This is a genomic window from Methylobacterium sp. CB376, assembly GCF_029714205.1.
In the GTDB taxonomy this organism is placed as follows: Bacteria; Pseudomonadota; Alphaproteobacteria; order Rhizobiales; family Beijerinckiaceae; genus Methylobacterium.
In genome coordinates, this window is the sequence record NZ_CP121648.1 from 7,257,221 (window position 1) to 7,275,325 (window position 18,105).

Here is an 18,105-nt window from a genome sequence, read left to right on the forward strand (position 1 = left end):
GATCACTCCGTAGCCGGCGTCCCCTCCTCGCGCCAGACGCCCTCGCGCCTCAGGAGGAGGCGCGCGGCCTCCTGCTCGGCGAGGCGCTTGGAGCCGCCGACGCCGAGGCTCGGCGCCACGCCGGCGACCCGCGCCTCGATGCGGAAGATCGGCGCGTGGTCGGGGCCCGCGCGCTCCACCACCGCGTAGGTCGGGGTCGGCAGGCCGAGACCCTGCGCCCATTCCTGCAGGGCGGATTTGGGGTCGCGCCCGCGCGGGCCCTCGGCCTCCTCCGCCGCCGCGAAGGCGCGGTCGATCACGGCCTTGGCCGCGGCGTAGCCCGCGTCGAGGAAGATCGCCCCCAGGATCGCCTCGCAGACGTCGGCCAGGATCGCCGGGTTGCGTCGGCCGCCGCCATGCACCTCGCCGGCCCCGAGCCGCAGGTGCGGCCCGACTTCCCAGGCCTGGGCCACCGCCGCGCAGCTCTCCCGGCGCACGAGGCCGGAGAGGCGGCGCGACAGGTCGCCCTCGTCGGCCCCGGGCAGCGCGCGCAGGAGCCCCTCGGCCACCGCCAGCCCGAGCACCCGGTCGCCCAGGAATTCGAGGCGCTGGTAGCTCTCCTCCCCGGCCCCCGCGCTCACGTGGGTGAGCGCCCGCGCCAGCAGGTCCTTGTCGTCGAAGGCGTGGCCGATCCGCCCCTCCAGGGCGGAGAGGTCGGGCCGCTCGGCCCTGCGCCGGCCCCGGCGGAGCGCGCCCATGGCGGCGGTCAGTGGATCGTGTGGAACAGGCGGCTCCAGCGCACCGTCCAGGGCCAGTTCCAGATCTGGAGCGGCGAGGCGCCCTCGTCGATCGAGAAGAAGATCACCTCGGCCCGCCCGACCAGGTTCTCGAAGGGCACGTAGCCGACGCTGCCGAGGTCGCGCGAATCCGTGGAATTGTCGCGGTTGTCGCCCATCATGAAGAAGTGGCCGGGCGGCACCGTGTAGACGTTGGTGTTGTCCCACAGCCCGCGGTCGCCGTCGCGCTCGATGATCTGGTGCGACACCCCGTTCGGCAGGGTCTCGACGTATTGCGGCACCTGGGTGGGCTGCCCGAACGCGTCGGTGGTGACGTAATCCTGAACCTGCTCGCGCTTCACCGGCTTGCCGTTGATGTTCAGGAGGCCGTTGATCATCTGGATCCGGTCGCCCGGCAGCCCGATCACCCGCTTGATGTAGTCGGTCGCGTTGTCCTTGGGCAGCTTGAACACCACGATGTCGCCGCGCTTCGGCTCGGCGCCCCAGATCCGGCCGTGCATCTCGAAGGGCAGGTAGTCGCTCAGCGGCAGCGAGTACTTCGAGTAGCCGAGAGAGTATTTCGAGACGAAGAGATAGTCGCCGATCAGCAGGGTCGGCACGAGGGAGCCGGAGGGGATGTTGAAGGGCTGGAACAGCAGGGTGCGCACCACGACCGCGATCAGCAGCGCCTGGAGGCCGACCTTCACGAACTCCTTGACCGACTCCCAGGGGCCCGCCTCCTTGGCGGGCTTCAGGTCCGGGTTGATGCGCACGCGATCCATATTCCTCGTCTCCGGCGGTCCGTCATCTCGCCGTGGCGACCGCCGAGACGCGGGCGAGCTAGCCGCGGTGCGCGGGGTCTAGACCAACGCCCGACCGCCCGCAACGCGCCGCGCGCCGCGGGTGAATCGCCTCAACACGATTCGTCCCGCAGGGCCTCGATCACCACGAAGGCCTGGGCGAGGGGCGGGTCGTCGGTCAGGCTGACGTGGAGCCGCGCCCGGTGCCCCGGCGGGACGAGGGCGGCGAGGCGCGCCGCCGCGCCGCCCGTGAGCCGCAGCGTGGGCGCCCCCGAGGGCAGGTTGACCACCTCCATGTCGCGCCAGAACACGCCCTGGCTCAGGCCGGTGCCGAGGGCCTTGGCGCAGGCCTCCTTGGCGGCGAAGCGCCGCGCGTAGGAGGGCGCGCGGGCCGCCCGGCGGTCGCTGCGCGCCCGCTCGCCCGGCGTGAAGACCCGTTGCGTGAAGCGCTCGCCGAACCGCTCCAGGGAGCGCTCGATGCGGCGGATGTCGCAGAGGTCGGAGCCGATGCCGACGATCACGCCGCCGCCCCGGCCCGGGCCGCGTCCATGGCGGCCCGCATCGCCCGCACCGCCTCGGCGAAGCCGACAAAGACGGATTCGGCCACGATGGCATGGCCGATGTTCAGTTCGCGCAGCTGCGGGATCGCCGCGACCGGCCCGACGCTGTCGAGGGTGAGCCCGTGCCCGGCATGGACCTCCAGGCCGAGGTCGCTGCCATGGGCCGCGGCGCGGGCGAGGCGGGCGAGTTCGCGCCGGGCCTCCGCGGCATCCCCGGCCGCGACCGCCTCGCAGTAGCGGCCGGTATGAAGTTCGACCACCGGCGCCCCGAGGCCGCGCGCCGCCTCCATGATGTGCACGTCCGGCTCGACGAAGAGCGAGACCCGGATGCCGGCCTCGCGGAGCCGCACCACCGCGGCGCGCACCGGCTCGCGGGCCGCGACGATGTCGAGCCCGCCCTCGGTGGTGCGCTCCTCGCGCCGCTCGGGCACGAGGCAGGCGGCGTGGGGGCGAAGCCCGACCGCGATCCCGACCATCTCCTCGGTGATCGCCATCTCCAGGTTCAGCGGCCGGTCGATCTCGCGCTTGAGGCGTTCCACGTCCTCGTCGCGGATGTGGCGGCGGTCCTCGCGCAGATGCGCGGTGATCCCGTCCGCCCCGGCCGCGACCGCCAGGTGGGCGGCGCGCAGGGGATCCGGGATCACGCCGCCGCGGGCGTTCCGCAGGGTGGCGATGTGGTCGATGTTGACGCCGAGGCGAAGGGGGGACGGGGACATCGGTCGCGGGCTCCCGGGATCGGCGCGGTGTAGCGGAGCGCGGGCGGCGGGGCCAGGGCTCCTCTCCCTGCCTTTCGTCTCCCGGCCCCCCGAATCCGGGCGCGCCGCCTGGACACCTCGCGAGGGCCTCGCCAAGGATGGCCGTGCGGCGGCGCGGGAGGACGGCTCATCCGAGATTCCTTCGGCGCGCGCGAGACGCCACGATGAGGCTGGGCCGGCCGCATGCCCGCCCCGGAGACGGTATCACCATGCTTGCTCGACGGCCCGGCCGCGGCGGTCGCCCGAATGCCCGGCTGCCCCGACCCCACAACTTCGCCCCGATCACCGGCTACGCACTATCCGTCGGCACCGCCGCGGAACCGAACGGAACCGTGGCGGTTGCCGGTCGAACGGCGGCCGCAGCCAGACGAGGAGCACGCGTGGTCACGATCCTGAGGATGGCCGTCCCGGCGCTCGCGGCCCTCTGGGCCGTGGCCGCTTCGGCACAGACCGGGTCAGCGCCGCAGGCCCCGCTCCCCTCGGCGCCCGCTGCCCCTGCCCAGGTGGCGCCTGCCCAGGTGGCGCCTGCCCAGGTGGCGCCTGCCCAGATGGCCCCTGCCCAGATGGCCCCTGCTCAGGTGGCCCCTGCCCCGGCTTCTCCGCCTCCGGCCGCCCAGGTCCAGGAGGCGCCCGCCCCGGCCAAGGCCCCGGAGGCCGGCCCCGGGGCGCCGTCCCCGGCCGCGCCGCCCGCGGCTCCGGCCGCGCAGGCTCCCGCCGCGCCGGTGCCGGCCCCGCCTCCGGTTCCGGCCGGGACGCCCGCGACCGTCCTCGATACCAAGGATTACGACGGCGTGCTGGGCAAGCCGGTGCGCAGCGCCGCCGGCGAGGACATGGGCCGCATCATCGACATCATCGTCGACAAGGACGGGCGTCCCCGCGCGGCGATCATCGATTTCGGCGGCTTCCTCGGCGTCGGCTCGCGCAAGATCGCGGTCGACTGGCGCGCCCTGCACTTCGCGGCCGACAACAAGCCGGGCCGCGCGGTGCTGCAGCTCACCCGCAACCAAGTGCGCGTCTCCCCCGAGTACAAGCCCGGCGATCCGATCGTGGTGCTGGGGCCGGCCTCGCCGGCGCCCGACCCCGACCAGGCCGCCGCACGCAATCCCCCCGAGAAATGACGGCGGCGCGACGATCCCAGCGCCGGGCCGCCGGCCACCGGGAGGTGCCCCGCTACGAGCCGCGGCCGGAGGCGGGCCGCGAGCCGGCGCGCGCGCCCTCGCCCGCGCCGCTCCCGGCCACGCGGCGGGAGAAGCACGCCCCCTCGGCGGCGAGCGCGCGCGGGCTCGACGCCTTCACGTTCTTCGTGGCCAACCTCCAGACCGGCTTCGGACCCTTCGTGGCCGTGCACTTCACGGCCCACCAGTGGACGCAGGCCGATATCGGCCTCGTCCTCACCATCGGCGGCCTGTTCAGCCTGCTCGGGCAGGTGCCCGGCGGCGGCTTCGTCGATTGGGTGCGCTCGAAGCGCGCCGTGGCGGCCCTCGCGGTGGGGGTGATCGGGGCGAGCGCGGCGGGCCTCGGCCTCTACCCGACCTTCCTTGTCGCGGCCCTCGCCATGGCGGCCCATTCGCTCGCCAGCTGCGTGCTCACGCCCGCCATCGCGGCGATCAGCCTCGGCCTCTCCGGCCATGCCCGGCTCGGCGAGCGCCTCGGCCGCAACGCCCGCTTCTCCTCGATCGGCAACGCCCTGGCGGCGGCCGGCATGGGGGCCTGCGGCTACTACCTGTCGAACGCCGCCGTGTTCTACGTGACCGCGGCCCTGGTCGTGCCGACGCTGGTGGCGCTCTCCACGATCCGCGCGGGCGAGATCGAGGTGGTGCGGCCGCAGGGGCGCGACGGTGCCCCGCCCCCGAGCGGATGGGCGGGCCTGCGGCTCCTCCTCACCAACCGGGCCCTGCTCTGCTTCGGCGCCTGCATCCTGCTGTTCTACGTCGCCAACGCGGCGATGCTGCCCCTGGTCGGCAGCGTGCTGACCATGCGGGCGAGCCAGACCGCCACCATCCTGATCGCCGCCTGCATCATGGCGCCCCAGATCGTCCTCGCGCTGATCGCCCCGGCGGTCGGCCGGGCGGCCCAGACCTACGGGCGGCGCCCGCTCCTCGTCCTGGGCTTCGCCGCCCTGCCCCTGCGCGGGATCCTGTTCGCCTACGCGCAGGAACCCGAGGTGCTGGTGCTGATCCAGGTGCTCGACGGCGTCTCGGCGGCGGTGATCGGCGTGATGGTCCCGCTCGTGGTCGCGGACGTGACCCGCGGCACCGGGCGCTTCAACCTCGCCCTCGGGGCGGTCGGCACCGGCATGGGGATCGGCGCGGCGCTCAGCACGACCCTGTCGGGTGCGATGGCGGACCATCTCGGCACCCATGCGGCCTTCCTGGGGCTCGCCGGCGTGGCCGTCCTGGCCCTGCTGCTGCTGCTCCTCGTGATGCCGGAGACCCGGCGCGGGCGCGGGGCCTGAGCGTCTCCGGCCGGAGGGCGCCTCGCCGGCGCCGCGTCGCCCGACCGCTGCGTGGCCCGCGCGTCACAGGAGAGCCCGGTTCGCTGCCCTGCGGCAGCGCCTCCCGCATCGCGGCGAGCCCGCTCAACTCCCGTTCATGTAGGCGCGCTATAAAACCGGACGGCCGATATTTTTTGCCTGCAACATAAGGCGACGCTTCCGCGTTGCGGCTTTGGCGGATGGCCGGGAGCGCCCGGCCCATTCCCGTCCGTTTCACGACCGGCCGCACGCGGGCGAAGAACCGGGATCGATCGTCACGATGGATGACCTCTGCGCCTACGCTGAACGGCCCTGGGCCTTCGTGGCCCGCTACCTTCGCCGCCGCGTGGTTCCCCACGCGGCCATCGTCGTGTCGGTGCTCGCCGCCGTCGCCTGCTCGGTGAGCACGCAGTACGGGCTCAAGGGCGTGGTCGATGCGCTCGGCAAGGGGCCGCAATCGGGCGAGATCTGGGGGGCGCTCGCCGTCCTGATCGCCTTCATCGGCGCCGACAACATGCTCTGGCGGGTGGCGAGCCTGATCGCGAGCTTCACCTTCGTGGCGGTGACCGGCGACATCCGCCGCGACCTGTTCCGGCACCTGACCGGCCACTCGCCCTCCTACTTCGCCGACCGGCAGCCCGGCACGCTGGCGAGCCGCATCACGGCGACCTCGAACGCGATCTTCACCGCCGAGAACATGTTCGTCTGGAACGTGATGCCGCCCTGCGCGGCCGCCTTCGGGGCGATCCTGTACGTGGGCGCGGTCTCGCTGCCGATGGCGGCGGGGCTCCTGGTGATCTGCGGCGGCGTCGTGGTGCTGATGTTCCGCATCGCCGCCGCCGGCAAGCCGCTCCACCACGAATTCGCCGAGAAGGCGGCCGCCGTCGACGGCGAGATGGTCGACCTCGTCAGCAACATGCCGCTGGTGCGCGCCTTCTCGGCCTTCAAGCGGGAATTCGTGCGCTTCGACGGCACGATCGGCACCGAGATGCGGGCGCGCCGCCGCAGCCTGCTCTACCTGGAGAAGCTGCGCATCATGCACGCGGTCATCACCGTGGTGGCGGTGCTCGGCCTTCTCTACTGGGCGGTGCGGATGTGGGAGGTGGGTTCGGCGACCGCCGGTCAGGTGGTGCTGGTCTGCACCCTCGGCATCACGATCCTGGCCGCGACCCGCGACCTCGCGGTCGCCCTGGTCGACGTCACGCAGCACACCGCGAGGCTCTCGGAGGCGCTCACCACCCTGCTGCAGCCCCACGACCTGCGCGACCACCCGGAGGCGAAGCCCCTCGTCGGCGAGGGCGCGCGGCTGGATTTCGAGCACGTCGGCTTCAGCTACCCGGACGGGCGCGAGGTCTTCAGCGACTTCAACCTCACGATCGAGCCCGGGCAGAAGGTCGGCCTGGTCGGGCGCTCGGGGGGCGGCAAATCGACGCTTTTCACCCTGCTGCAGCGCTTCTACGACCCGCAGAGCGGGCGCATCCTGATCGACGGCCAGAATATCGGCCGCGTCACGCAGGAGAGCCTGCGCGAGGCGATCACCGTGGTGCCGCAGGACATCTCGCTGTTCCACCGCTCCTTGCGCGAGAACATCCGCTACGGCCGGCCGGATGCGACGGACGAGGAGGTCTGGGCGGCGGCCGAGGCCGCGCGCTGCACGGATTTCATCAGTGACCTGCCGCAGGGCTTCGACACGATCGTGGGCGACCGCGGCGTGAAGCTCTCGGGCGGCCAGCGCCAGCGCATCGCGGTGGCCCGCGCCATCCTCAAGGACTCGCCGATCCTCCTCCTCGACGAGGCGACCTCCGCCCTCGACACCGAGTCGGAGGAGGCGATCCGCGAGGCGCTGCACAACCTGATGCAGGGCCGCACGGTGATCGCCATCGCGCACCGCCTGTCGACCCTGAAGGATTTCGACCGGATCGTGGTGCTCGACGGGGGCCAGGTGATCCAGGACGGCTCGCCCGAGCGGCTGATCCATCTCGACGGCTTCTACCGCGACCTGATCCAGCGCGAGACGCTCAAGCTGTCGCGCGAGGCGGCCTGAGCGGGGCGGCGCGAGGGCGCGCTGCGAATCGCGAGCGGCCGCAACCGGTTCGGGGGCGGTCCGCATCCGTTTGATCAATCCCGGCCCGTGACGGTCGCGTGCGCGGCCCCTTTCGCGCGCAGCGCCGGAACACCGGCGCAAGTCCTTGGCGCAAGTCCCTGGCCCAAGTCCCTGGCTCAAGTCCCCGGGCGCGTCGCGCTCCGCCCCTACGCCGCCCCGGCGAGTTCCTGCGCCAGCATTCGCACCCGGCGCAGATCGTCCACGAAACCCGCATAGGCCTCGGCCTTCGCCTCCTCGGGCAGGCGCAGCAGGTAGGAGGGGTGCACGGTGACGAAGCCCGCATAGGGTTTGCCGTCGAACCGGGCCGGGCCGCGGGCCCGGGTGATCGGGATCGCCTTGCCGGTCAGCGCCAGCACCGCCGTCGCCCCGAGCGCGACGACGAGGCGCGGATGCACGAAGCCGAGCTCCCGGTCGAGCCACCAGCGGCCATGCGCGACCTCCCCGGCGGTCGGCTTCTGGTGGATGCGCCGCTTGCCGCGCTCCTCGAACTTGAAGTGCTTGACCGCATTCGTGAGATAGCAGGAACCACGCGCGAGGCCGGCCTCCTCCATCGCCCGGGTGAGGAGCTGCCCCGCCGGGCCGACGAAGGGCCGCCCCAGCCGGTCCTCCTGGTCCCCGGGCTGCTCGCCCACGAAGGCGATCGCGGCGCCGACCGGTCCCTCGCCCAGCACCGCCTGCGTCGCCCCCGGCACCAGCGGTTCGGAGCGCCGGATCAGGGCGTTCAGGGCCTCGAGATCCTCCGGTCCCTGCGCCGCCATGGCGTCGAGGGCGCGGGTGGGCGTGCGTTTCCGCGGCATGGCGGGCTCCCTCTCGATCATCGCGGCGACGCGGCGGCGCGCGTTGCGCACGAGGTCGGGAATCGCCGCCGCCTCGGGCAGGTTGCGCCAGTACTTCTTGGGCATCTCCGCCCGCATCGCCGCGAGGTTGGTCCGGGCCGGGTTGAAGGTGCTGGCGTAATAGGCGCTCCAGCCGGCCTCGAAGGCGTCGCCGGCGGGCAGCGCCTCGCGCCGCTCGGGTGGGCCGAAGCGCAGGCGCGCGCCGTCCCAGTGGGCCGAGCCCTCGGGCGTCAGGATCAACCAGTCGAAGCCCGGGAAACGCGCCACGAAGAACGGCGCGGCCGCCTCCAGGATGTGGTGGTCGGGCTCGAACCACGCGGCGAAGCGCTCCCGCTCTCCCTCGCCGGGCACGCGCCGGAAGCGCAGGAAGGCGTGCATCTTGTGCAGGTCGCGCGCGACCGCTCGGCGCATGCGCGTCAGCCGGTGGACCAGGGGATCGCTCGCCACCTCGGGGAGGTGGCGCTCGCCCCGCCGCACCCGCCAGATCAGCTGGTAGAGCAGCGCGTAGCGCGCCTCGTCCCGGTGGGGCACGATCGCGGGCACCAGCGCCGCCACGGCCCGCGGCAGGGCGAGCGGGGGCGCCGGCCCGGCCTCCTCGGACGCGCGCGCCGCCTCGGCCCCGAACAGGCCGGGCTCGGCCCCGAACAGGCCGGGTTCGGGCCCGAACAGGCCGGGGGCCCCGCCCTGCGTGAAGGTCACCGCCTCGGGAGGGCACTCCTCCGCCGCGAGGCGGCGCACCGCGGCCCGGAACCCTTCGAGGTCGGCGCCGGGCCTCAGCGGGATGCTGCGCACGGCCTCACCCGAACAGGGAGAGCTGGCGCGGCGGCTCGGCGAGGCGCGCCCGCAGGTCGGACCGGTCGGTCAGCCGGGTCGGGGCATGGTCGGCGGCGATCAGGAAGGGCCGCGCGCGCTTCAGGCCCGAGGTCAGCCGCGCCACGTCCGCGAGGCGAAGCCGGGTGTGGCGGCGCGCCGCCACGATCCGGTCCACCGCCCGCACGCCCAGGCCCGGCACCCGCAGCAGCAAGTCCCGGTCGGCCCGGTTGACGTCGACGGGGAACCGCTCGCGGTGCTTGAGCGCCCAGGCGAGTTTGGGGTCGATGTCGAGGGCGAGCATGCCCGCCTCGGTGGCGTCCGCCACCTCCTCGGGGGCGAAGGCGTAGTACCGCAGGAGCCAATCCGCCTGGTAGAGCCGGTGCTCGCGGGCGAGGGGCGGCGCCTGCGGCGGCAGGATCGCGGAGGCGTCCGGGATCGGGCTGAAGGCCGAGTAGTAGATGCGCCGCAGGTCGTGGCTGGCGTAGAGGGCGGCGCTGCGGCGGATCAGGGCGGCGTCGGTCGAGGAATCGGCCCCGACGATGACCTGGGTCGATTGCCCGGCCGGGGCGTAGCGGCGCTTCTCCGCCCTGCCCTGCGCGATGCGCTCGCGCATCTGGCCCATCGCGGCCTCGATCGCGGCGCCGTCCTTCTCGGGGGCGAGCCGCTCCAGGCTCGCCTCGGTGGGGAGTTCGAGGTTGATCGAGAGCCGGTCGGCGTAGAGGCCCGCCTGCTCGATCAGCCAGGGGCTGGCCTCCGGGATCGTCTTGAGATGGATGTAGCCGCGGAATCCGTGCCGCTGGCGCAGGCCCTTCGCCGCCCGGATCAGCTGCTCCATCGTGTGGTCGGGCGAGCGGACGATCCCCGAGGACAGGAACAGCCCCTCGATCATGTTGCGCTTGTAGAACTCCACCGTGAGGGTGATCACCTCCTCCACCGTGAAGGCGGCCCGCCGCACGTTCGAGGAGCGCCGGTTCACGCAATAGGCGCAGTCGAACAGGCAGTAATTGGTGAGCAGGATCTTCAGCAGCGAGACGCAGCGCCCGTCCGGCGTGTAGGCGTGGCAGATCCCCGCCCCCGTCGTCGAGCCGAGTTCCCCGGCCGCGGCGCGGCGCTTCGGCGCCCCCGAGGAGGCGCAGGAGGCATCGTACTTCGCCGCGTCGGCGAGGATGGTGAGCTTCTTGGCGAGCCGGTCGTCCATGCGCCGAGACTGCGCGCTGTTCCCTGTTTGTTCAAGGCGACCTTTTGGCGCCCGCGCCGCGGGCGCGGTCGCGCGGCGCTGCGGAACCGGCCGGCCGCGGCGTCCGTTCTCTGGAAGAATTCCAATCACGGAGATGCAGATGGCGAGTTCCGAGACCGGCATGGCCTGCCAGAGCTGCCGCTACTACGACACCCGCAAGCTCAATGCGGGCCGGCCCCAGGGCGACGAGGGCCTGTGCCGCTTCAACCCGCCGGTGAGCCAGCCCGAGCCGCAGGGGCACGGCCTCTGGCCGGTCGTCTCGGCCTCCGACTGGTGCGGCCACTACTCGCCCCAGATGATGGCCGGCGAGTAGGCCGCCCGCCCGCGAAGCGGAGTTGCGCCCGGCAACTCCGCTCAGCTCTTGTTCTTGCAACATTTTTGCTGACGCGGTCCTTCGGTTCGCCGCCGAAAAGGTGACCGCTCCGGCGCATGATGCTCAGGACCGAAGGACCGCCCCCGGGCGGTCCTTCGCGCGTCCGGAGCGGCGCTCCGCGCGGCCGGAACCGCGCCCGTCGGGGGGACGTTGGCCGCCGATCCCGCAACCACCATGGCGAGCCGCATGCCGGACGACCTGACCCTCCTCTCGCGCCGAACCCTGATGCTGGCCGGGGGCGCGACGCTCGCCGCGATGGGCGGCGCGCAGGGCGCCGAAGCCCCCGTCGATACGGGGCGGGTGGAGAACGGCCGCGTCACCTTCCCGAACTGGCGCGGGCCCTCCGACCGGCCGGGCGCACCGCCGCGCGCGCCGCTGCTGCCCGCCGAGCGGGTCGGATTCGCGGTGGTCGGCCTCGGGCGACTCAGCCTGGAGGAGATCCTGCCGGCCTTCGGCGAGACCCGGAAGGCGCGGCTGGTGGCGCTGGTCTCGGGCAGCCCCGACAAGGCCAAGCTCGTCGCGGCCCAGTACGGCGTCCGGCCCGAAGCCGTCCACGGCTATGACGGGTTCGCGGCGCTGCGGGCCAATCCCGAGGTGCAGGTGGTCTACGTGGTGACGCCGAACGGGCTCCACCGCGACCACGTGCTGGCCGCCGCCGCGGCCGGCAAGCACGTCCTGTGCGAGAAGCCGATGGCGGCCTCCTCGGCCGAGGCCCGCACCATGATCGACGCCTGCGCCACGGCCGGCGTCAAGCTGATGATCGCCTATCGCTGCCAGTACGAGACCCACAACCGCGAGGTCACGCGCCTCACCCGCGGCGGCGCGCTCGGCCGGCCGAAGCTGATCGAGGCGATCAACACCCAGACCATGAGCCTGCCCGAGCAGTGGCGCCTCAGGCGGGCGCTGGCGGGCGGCGGGGCGCTGCCGGATATCGGCCTCTACTGCCTCAACGGGGTGCGGGCGCTCACCGGCGAGGAGCCGGTCTCGGTCCAGGCGCAGATCCACTCGCCGCCGGACGATCCCCTCTACCGCGAGGTCGAGGAGACGGTGGCCTTCACCCTGCGCTTCCCGTCGGGCGTGATCGCGCAATGCACGACGAGCTACGGCGCCCACGAGACCCGCCGCCTCTCGGTCCAGGGCGAAACCGGGGCGATCACCCTCGAGAACGCCTTCGCGTATGAGGGCCAGCGCCTGATCCTCCACCATCGCGAGGGCCGCGCGGAGGCCCGCGAGGAGCGCGCGCTGCCGGTCCACAACCAGTTCGCCCGCGAGATCGACCACATGGCGACCTGCGTGCGCGAGAACCGCACGCCGCACACGCCCGGGGAGGAGGGTTTGCAGGACCACCTCCTGATGGAGGCGATCTACGAGGCGGCCCGCAGCGGCGGGACGCTGACCCTGAAGCCGCCCGAGCGCCCGCTGCGCAAGGGGCCGCTCGACCTGACCCGCGGGCCGGAGCCCGACGAGGCGAGCTGAGGCGGGCGATCGCGGCTCCCCCCGTCGCCGGACCGCCGGGCGGCGGTCGCGCGCGGCCGCCCGCATGCCTATATTCCGCTCATGCTCGTCGCGCCCCCCGCCCGCCCGGTCGTCCGCCGCCTCGATCCGGTCCTCGTCGACCGCATCGCGGCCGGCGAGGTGGTCGAGCGGCCCGCTGCCGCCGTCAAGGAACTGGTCGAGAACGCCATCGATGCCGGCGCCACCAGCATCGAGGTCACGATCCAGGCCGGGGGGCGCCGCCTGATCCGGGTCGTCGACGACGGCATCGGCATGAGCGCGGAGGATCTCGCCCTCGCGGTCGAGCGCCACGCCACCTCGAAGCTGCCGGACGGCGACCTCGACCGCATCGACACGCTCGGCTTCCGCGGCGAGGCCCTGCCCTCGATCGGCGCCGTGGCGCGGCTCTCCCTGGTCTCGCGCACGGCGGAGGCCGCGAGCGGCCACGGCCTGGTGGTCGATGCGGGGATCAGGGGGCCGGTGCGGCCGGTCGCGGCCGAGCGCGGCACCCGGGTCGAGGTCACGGACCTCTTCGCCGCCACGCCGGCGCGGCTGAAATTCCTGAAATCCGACCGCGCCGAGGCCGGCGCCGTGGCGGAGATCCTGCGGCGCCTCGCCGTCGCCCACCCGCAGATCCGCTTCACCCTGCGGGGCGAGAGCGGCGGAGGCGGCTTCGTGCTGCCGGCCGAGACCGGGCCGGGCTCCTGGCTCCGGCGCCTCGCGGCCGTGCTCGGCCCGGACTTCGCCGAGAATTCCGCGCCGCTCAGCCTGGAGCGGGAGGGCTTCGCCCTCGACGGCCATGTCGGCCTGCCGACCTTCCACCGGGCGGCGGCGACCCACATGCATTTCGTGGTGAATGGCCGGCCCGTGCGCGACCGCCTGCTCCTCGGCGCCGTGCGCGGCGCCTACGCGGACGTGATGGCCTCCGACCGCCACCCGGTGCTGGCGCTCGCCCTCACCTGCGACCCGACGCAAGTCGACGTGAACGTGCACCCGGCCAAGACCGAGGTGCGCTTCCGCGAGCCGGGACTGGTGCGCGGCCTGATCGTCAACGCGATCCACGAGGCGCTGCGCCGCGAGGGCGGGCGCAGCGCCGCCAGCGTCGCGGCCAGGACCCTGGAGAGCCTGCGGCCGGCCCAGACGCCGCTGCCGATGCAAGCGCCGCTGGCGGCCCGCAGCGCGTCCCCCGACGCCCGCCGGTCGGATCCGCCGCGCGGCGGCCGGGCCGAGCCCTTCGCCCAGGACGGGCCCTTCGCCCAGGACGGGCCGGGCCCGAGCCCCGACGGTCGGGAGCCCTTCGGCGCACAGGCCGGGCCGCCGCCCGGCTTCGCGGAGGCCGCCCAGGCGAGCTTCGCCGCCGAGGCGCTGCCGCCCGCCGCCGAGGCCCGGCCGCCCGCGCCGGAGACCCCCGCCCATCCCCTCGGGGCCGCCCGGGCGCAGCTGCACGAGACCTACATCGTGGCGCAGACGAGGGACGGCATCGTCATCGTCGACCAGCACGCGGCCCATGAGCGCCTCGTGTACGAGCGCCTCAAGCGCGAGCGCGAAGCGGGCGGCATCGCCCGCCAGCTCCTGCTGATCCCCGAGGTGGTGGAACTCGACCCCGCCGAGGCCGACCGCCTCGCCGAGGCGGCCGAGGACCTCGCGGCGCTCGGCCTGGTGCTCGAGGGTTTCGGGCACGGGGCGGTGCTGGTGCGCGAGGTGCCGGCGGCTCTGGCCGGGGGCGGCGTGCGGGCGCTGCTCACCGACGTGGTCGACGTGCTGCAGGAGGGCGGCGCCGACCCGCTGGCGCGCCGCCTCGACGCGGTGCTGTCGCGGATGAGCTGCCACGGCTCGATCCGGGCCGGGCGGCGCCTGCGGCCCGAGGAGATGAACGCGCTCCTGCGCGAGATGGAGGCGACGCCCCTGTCGGGCCAGTGCAACCACGGCCGCCCGACCTACGTGGAGTTGAAGCTCCACGACATCGAGCGCTTGTTCGGGCGGCGCTGATCCGCGCGGCGCGTGAGCGACGCCGACATCCGCATGGCGACGCAATCCGTCGGATCTCGGATCACGGGATCACCCGCGCCCGCCGCAGGGCCGCGAAGAGGTCGAAGAAGGAGTCGTCGCTCGGCTGGTAGTCGAGGAAGCCGAGGCGGCGGCTCTTCGCCATGTCGGTCACGACCTCGATCGGCCGGCCGAGATCGGCATCCGTGTGCCAGGCCGAGGCCAGCCGCCCGAGATCCGGCTCGACGAGGTCGTGCCGGCGGGCGATCTCGGCCCAGAGCGGGCCCGCATCGGCGAGCTGGCGGGCGAGGGGCGTGACCTCGCCGGGGAAGGGCGCCGGCGCGATCCCGAACCAGCCGGCGATGCGCTCCCACATCCAGCTCCAGCGGAAGACGTCGCCGTTCACGACGTTGAAGGCTTGGTCGCGGGCGGCCGGGTTCGTGGCGGCCCAGGCGAGGTGACGGGCGAGCAGCCGGGCGTCGGTCACGTCGGTGAGCCCGTTCCACTGCGCGGCCGAGCCCGGGAAGACGAAGGGGCGGCCGGTCTCGCGGCAGAGCGTGGCGGTGACCGCGAGCGTCACGCCCATGTTCATGGCGTTGCCGAGGGCGAAGCCGATGATCGTGTGCGGCCGGTGCACGCTCCAGCCGAACCCGTCCCGCGCGGCGGCGGCGAAGACCTCGTCCTCCTGCGCGTAATAGAAATTCTCGACGGGAAGCCGCGGCTGCTCCTCCCGGAAGGGCGTTGGCGGCAGCCGGCCCGTCCCGTAGGACTCGAACGGGCCGAGATAGTGCTTGAGGCCGGTGACGAGGGCGACGTGCCGCAGGCCCCCCGCGGGGCGCAGCGCGTCGAGGAGGTGGCGGATCATCGCGGCGTTGACCCGGATATTCTCGGCCTCGGTCGCCTGCCGCAACCAGGTGGCGAAGAAGACGTGGCTCGGGCGCAGATCCGCCACCGCCGCCGCGAGGCCGCGCGGGTCGAGGAGGTCGGCGGCGACGGGGCGCAGCCCCGCGATCTCGCCCGGCGGATGGCGGGCGAGGCCCGCCACCGACCAGCCCTCGCCGAGGAGGTGCCGCGCGAGGTTGCTGCCGACGATGCCGCTGGCGCCGACCACCAGTGCCGAATGGGTCATGGATCCTGCCGAGCGTTCGGGGGAATGCCCCGACAACGCGGGGTGCGGCGGATGGGTGCCGGGTCCGCGGCCGGAACGGGGCCGCCCGCCTGCGGTTGCCCGTCACGACCTCACGGAGTCCCGCAGATGACGAAGCCGATCCTCGTTGCCCTCGCCGCCCTCCCCCTCCTCGCCGCGCCGGTCCTGGCGCAGGGCATCAACAACGGCTCGGGCGCCGCCCCGGCGGCGCCGAGCCACACGGGTTCGGGCATGTCGAGCCAGCCGCCGGGCAGCGGCATCGGCGGCAACAATCCGGGCAGCATGGGCTCGACCGGCACCCAGGGCGCGAGCGGCGGCAATATGGGGCCGAACAGCACCTCGGTGAGCCAGCACCCGACCGGCAGCGGTGCCCCGGGCACCGGCCCGGGCAGCGCCTCGGGCAACCCGCACAAGTAGGCGGCGGCCCGCGCGCCGCGGGGGGCTTGCCCTCCCGGCGCGGGCCTCGTCCCGGCGTGAGCGGAGCCCGCGCTCACGCAAACGCGTCCCCCCGCCGCCTCGCCGCGGCCACGGAGTCCGGCTATCTGAACCGCGGAAGGTTCCGATGCACCGTCTCCCGTCGCTGCTCCTCGCCCTCGCGGCCCTCACCCTCCCCGCCGCCGCCCAGGCGCCGCGGGCGAACCCGCGATACGCCGACCTCGTGCGGGCCGAACTCGTGGCCGAGCCGAGCGCCGTGGCGCCCGGAGAGCCCTTCACGGTGGGCGTGCGGCTCACCATGAAGCCGCACTGGCACGTCTACTGGCGCAATCCCGGGGATTCCGGCCTCGCCCCCGAGATCGCCTGGACCCTGCCGGAGGGCTTCGAGGCCGGGCCGATCGCGTGGCCGGCGCCGTCCCGCATCCCGGTCGGCGACCTCGTCAATTTCGGCTACGAGGGCGAGACCGTCCTGACCACGACCCTGACCCCGCCCGCGCGCCTCGACGGCGCCGGCGTGACGGTGCGGGCGAAGGTCTCCTACCTCGTCTGCGAGCGGGAATGCATCCCGGGCGAGGCGCTCGTCGCCGCGACCCTGCCGGTGGCCCCGCCCGGCATCAGCCCGCGGCCCGACCCGCGCCAGCGCGACCGGTTCGCGGCCGCCCGCGCCGCCCTGCCGAAACCCTCGCCCTGGCCCTCCCGCCTGACCGAGGACGGCGACGCCCTCACCCTCCACCTCGACGCGCCCGGCCTGAAGCCGGGCTCGATCCGCGACCTCGCCTTCTTCCCGTACGCGGAGGCCGCGATCACGCACGCCGCGCCCCAGAAGGTCGCGGTCGACGCGGCCGGGCTCCACGTCGCGCTGACGCGCAGCAACCTCGCGCCCGCCGGGCCTCTCGGGCGCCTCGACGGCGTGCTGACCCTGACCGAGGACGCGCCGGACGGCCCGGTCCGCCACGCCTTCGCCCTCGGGGAGGCGCCCGCCGCGCCCGTCAGCGCGGCGCCCGCAAGCGCCGGGCCCGCCCCCGCCGCCCCGCCCGAGGCGGCGCCGCGGCCCGCCGGGGAGGCGCCGGCCGGCCTCTGGCAGGCGGCCCTGCTCGCGTTCCTCGGCGGCCTCCTCCTCAACCTGATGCCCTGCGTCTTCCCGGTCCTGTCGATCAAGGTGCTCGGCCTCGTGCGGCAATCGGGCGAGAGCGCCGCGCAGCTGCGCCGGCACGGGCTCGCCTACACGGCGGGCGTGCTCGGGGCCTTCCTGGGCCTCGCCGGGCTCCTGATCGCGCTGCGGGCCGGCGGCGCGCAGATCGGCTGGGGCTTCCAGCTGCAATCGCCCCTGGTGGTGGCGGGCCTCGCCTACCTGCTCTTCGCGATGGGCCTGAGCCTGTCGGGGGCGCTGCCGATCGGCGGCGGCATCGTCGGGCTCGGCGACGGGCTGACCCGGCGGGCGGGGCTCGAAGGCTCGTTCTTCACCGGCGTCCTCGCCACGATCGTCGCCACGCCCTGCACGGCGCCGTTCATGGCGGCGGCGGTCGGCTTCGCGCTGACCCAGGGCGCCGCCCTCGGCCTCGCGATCTTCGCCGCGCTCGGCCTCGGCCTCGCCCTGCCCTTCCTGCTCCTCACCCTGTGGCCCGCCGGCCTGCGCCGCCTGCCGCGGCCCGGCGCCTGGATGGAGACCCTCAAGGGCTTCCTCGCCTTCCCGCTCTACGCGACGGTGGCGTGGCTGGTCTGGGTGCTGAGCCAGCAGGTCGGCCCGGCCGGGCTGTTCCTCGCGCTCATCGGCTTCGTGCTGATCGGCTTCTGCGCCTTCGTCCTCGATCGCGCCCGCGCCGCCGGGCCGGTCGGGCGGAGGCTGGCGCAGGCGGCGGCCCTCGTCGGCGTGGTTGCCCTCGGCATGATCGCCGCCGCCCTCGACCGGGACCGGGCGGTGGCCGCCCCGGTGACGGTCGCCGGCGGGCCGGAGCCCTTCACCCAGGCGCGGCTCGACGGGCTCCTCGCCGAGGGACGGCCGGTCTTCCTCAACGTGACGGCGGCGTGGTGCATCACCTGCCAGGTCAACGAGCGCACCTCGCTCGCCACCGCCGCCGTGCGGGAGGCCTTCCGGGCCCGGAACATCGCCTACCTGAAGGGCGACTGGACCAACCAGAACCCCGAGATCACCCGCGTGCTGGAGGCCCATGGCCGGTCGGGCGTGCCGCTCTACCTGCTCTATCGCGGCCCCGGCGACGCGCAGGTGCTGCCGCAGATCCTGACCGAATCCAGCTTGCTGGCGGCCCTCGACGGGGTCGCGCCGCCGCGGCGCGCCGCCGCCCTCGGCGCCGCCTCGCCCGCCAAGGAGTGACCCGA

The 18,105-nt window shown here is 74.2% G+C and carries 15 protein-coding genes; 8 read left to right on the forward strand and 7 right to left on the reverse strand.

What is annotated here, in order from left to right; all coding sequences use genetic code 11:
* Nucleotides 1-2: 2 nt before the first annotated feature.
* The 4 genes from rnc to QA634_RS33410 all read right to left on the reverse strand — a co-directional run bounded on the left by rnc (nt 3) and on the right by QA634_RS33410 (nt 2,831).
* Entirely contained in the window at nt 3-737 is a 735-nt protein-coding gene (gene rnc / locus QA634_RS33395) for a ribonuclease III (protein WP_012336244.1), read from the reverse strand.
* A gap of 8 nt (nt 738-745) precedes the next feature.
* On the reverse strand, nt 746-1,537 hold the full coding sequence (gene lepB, locus QA634_RS33400) for a signal peptidase I (protein ID WP_012336245.1): 792 nt from the start codon (nt 1,535-1,537) through the stop codon (nt 746-748).
* A gap of 131 nt (nt 1,538-1,668) precedes the next feature.
* Nucleotides 1,669-2,076 (reverse strand): holo-ACP synthase, encoded by a 408-nt coding sequence (gene acpS, locus QA634_RS33405; protein WP_012336246.1) that lies wholly within the window; start codon nt 2,074-2,076, stop codon nt 1,669-1,671.
* Complete coding sequence (locus QA634_RS33410) at nt 2,073-2,831, reverse strand: pyridoxine 5'-phosphate synthase (RefSeq protein ID WP_012336247.1); 759 nt, start codon at nt 2,829-2,831, stop codon at nt 2,073-2,075. The genes acpS and QA634_RS33410 overlap by 4 nt, the downstream gene beginning before the upstream one ends.
* 587 nt (nt 2,832-3,418) lie before the next feature.
* Between QA634_RS33410 and QA634_RS33415 the strand changes: the two genes are divergently transcribed.
* The 3 genes from QA634_RS33415 to QA634_RS33425 all read left to right on the forward strand — a co-directional run bounded on the left by QA634_RS33415 (nt 3,419) and on the right by QA634_RS33425 (nt 7,387).
* On the forward strand, nt 3,419-3,988 hold the full coding sequence (locus QA634_RS33415) for a PRC-barrel domain-containing protein (protein WP_150108774.1): 570 nt from the start codon (nt 3,419-3,421) through the stop codon (nt 3,986-3,988).
* Entirely contained in the window at nt 3,985-5,325 is a 1,341-nt protein-coding gene (locus QA634_RS33420) for an MFS transporter (protein ID WP_012336249.1), read from the forward strand. Before QA634_RS33415 ends, QA634_RS33420 begins: the two co-directional genes overlap by 4 nt.
* A 298-nt stretch (nt 5,326-5,623) precedes the next feature.
* Nucleotides 5,624-7,387, forward strand: coding sequence for an ABC transporter ATP-binding protein (locus QA634_RS33425; RefSeq protein ID WP_012336250.1), 1,764 nt, complete (start codon nt 5,624-5,626; stop codon nt 7,385-7,387).
* A gap of 206 nt (nt 7,388-7,593) precedes the next feature.
* Here the strand turns inward: QA634_RS33425 and QA634_RS33430 are convergent, their stop codons facing one another.
* The gene (locus tag QA634_RS33430; protein ID WP_012336251.1) at nt 7,594-9,075 is read right to left on the reverse strand and encodes a UdgX family uracil-DNA binding protein; all 1,482 of its coding nucleotides are present in this window, start codon (nt 9,073-9,075) and stop codon (nt 7,594-7,596) included.
* Nucleotides 9,076-9,079: 4 nt separating this feature from the next.
* Entirely contained in the window at nt 9,080-10,294 is a 1,215-nt protein-coding gene (locus QA634_RS33435; protein ID WP_012336252.1) for a putative DNA modification/repair radical SAM protein, read from the reverse strand.
* Between the two features lie 139 nt (nt 10,295-10,433).
* Between QA634_RS33435 and QA634_RS33440 the strand changes: the two genes are divergently transcribed.
* From QA634_RS33440 to mutL, 3 genes are all read left to right on the forward strand, one after another.
* Nucleotides 10,434-10,646: a hypothetical protein gene (locus QA634_RS33440; protein ID WP_012336253.1), complete on the forward strand. Its 213-nt coding sequence runs from the start codon at nt 10,434-10,436 to the stop codon at nt 10,644-10,646.
* A gap of 234 nt (nt 10,647-10,880) precedes the next feature.
* Nucleotides 10,881-12,182 (forward strand): Gfo/Idh/MocA family protein, encoded by a 1,302-nt coding sequence (locus QA634_RS33445; RefSeq protein ID WP_012336254.1) that lies wholly within the window; start codon nt 10,881-10,883, stop codon nt 12,180-12,182.
* Nucleotides 12,183-12,263: 81 nt separating this feature from the next.
* Complete coding sequence (gene mutL, locus QA634_RS33450) at nt 12,264-14,189, forward strand: DNA mismatch repair endonuclease MutL (RefSeq protein ID WP_012336255.1); 1,926 nt, start codon at nt 12,264-12,266, stop codon at nt 14,187-14,189.
* 61 nt (nt 14,190-14,250) lie between these two features.
* Here mutL and QA634_RS33455 read toward each other — a convergent pair whose 3' ends face one another.
* Nucleotides 14,251-15,315, reverse strand: coding sequence for an SDR family oxidoreductase (locus QA634_RS33455; protein ID WP_012336256.1), 1,065 nt, complete (start codon nt 15,313-15,315; stop codon nt 14,251-14,253).
* A 126-nt stretch (nt 15,316-15,441) separates the two neighbouring features.
* Between QA634_RS33455 and QA634_RS33460 the strand changes: the two genes are divergently transcribed.
* Both QA634_RS33460 and QA634_RS33465 read left to right on the forward strand, forming a co-directional pair.
* Nucleotides 15,442-15,750, forward strand: a complete 309-nt coding sequence (locus QA634_RS33460; RefSeq protein WP_012336257.1) for a hypothetical protein — start codon at nt 15,442-15,444, stop codon at nt 15,748-15,750.
* A gap of 145 nt (nt 15,751-15,895) precedes the next feature.
* Nucleotides 15,896-18,100, forward strand: a complete 2,205-nt coding sequence (locus tag QA634_RS33465; RefSeq protein WP_012336258.1) for a protein-disulfide reductase DsbD family protein — start codon at nt 15,896-15,898, stop codon at nt 18,098-18,100.
* The last annotated feature ends 5 nt before the right edge of the window (nt 18,101-18,105 follow it).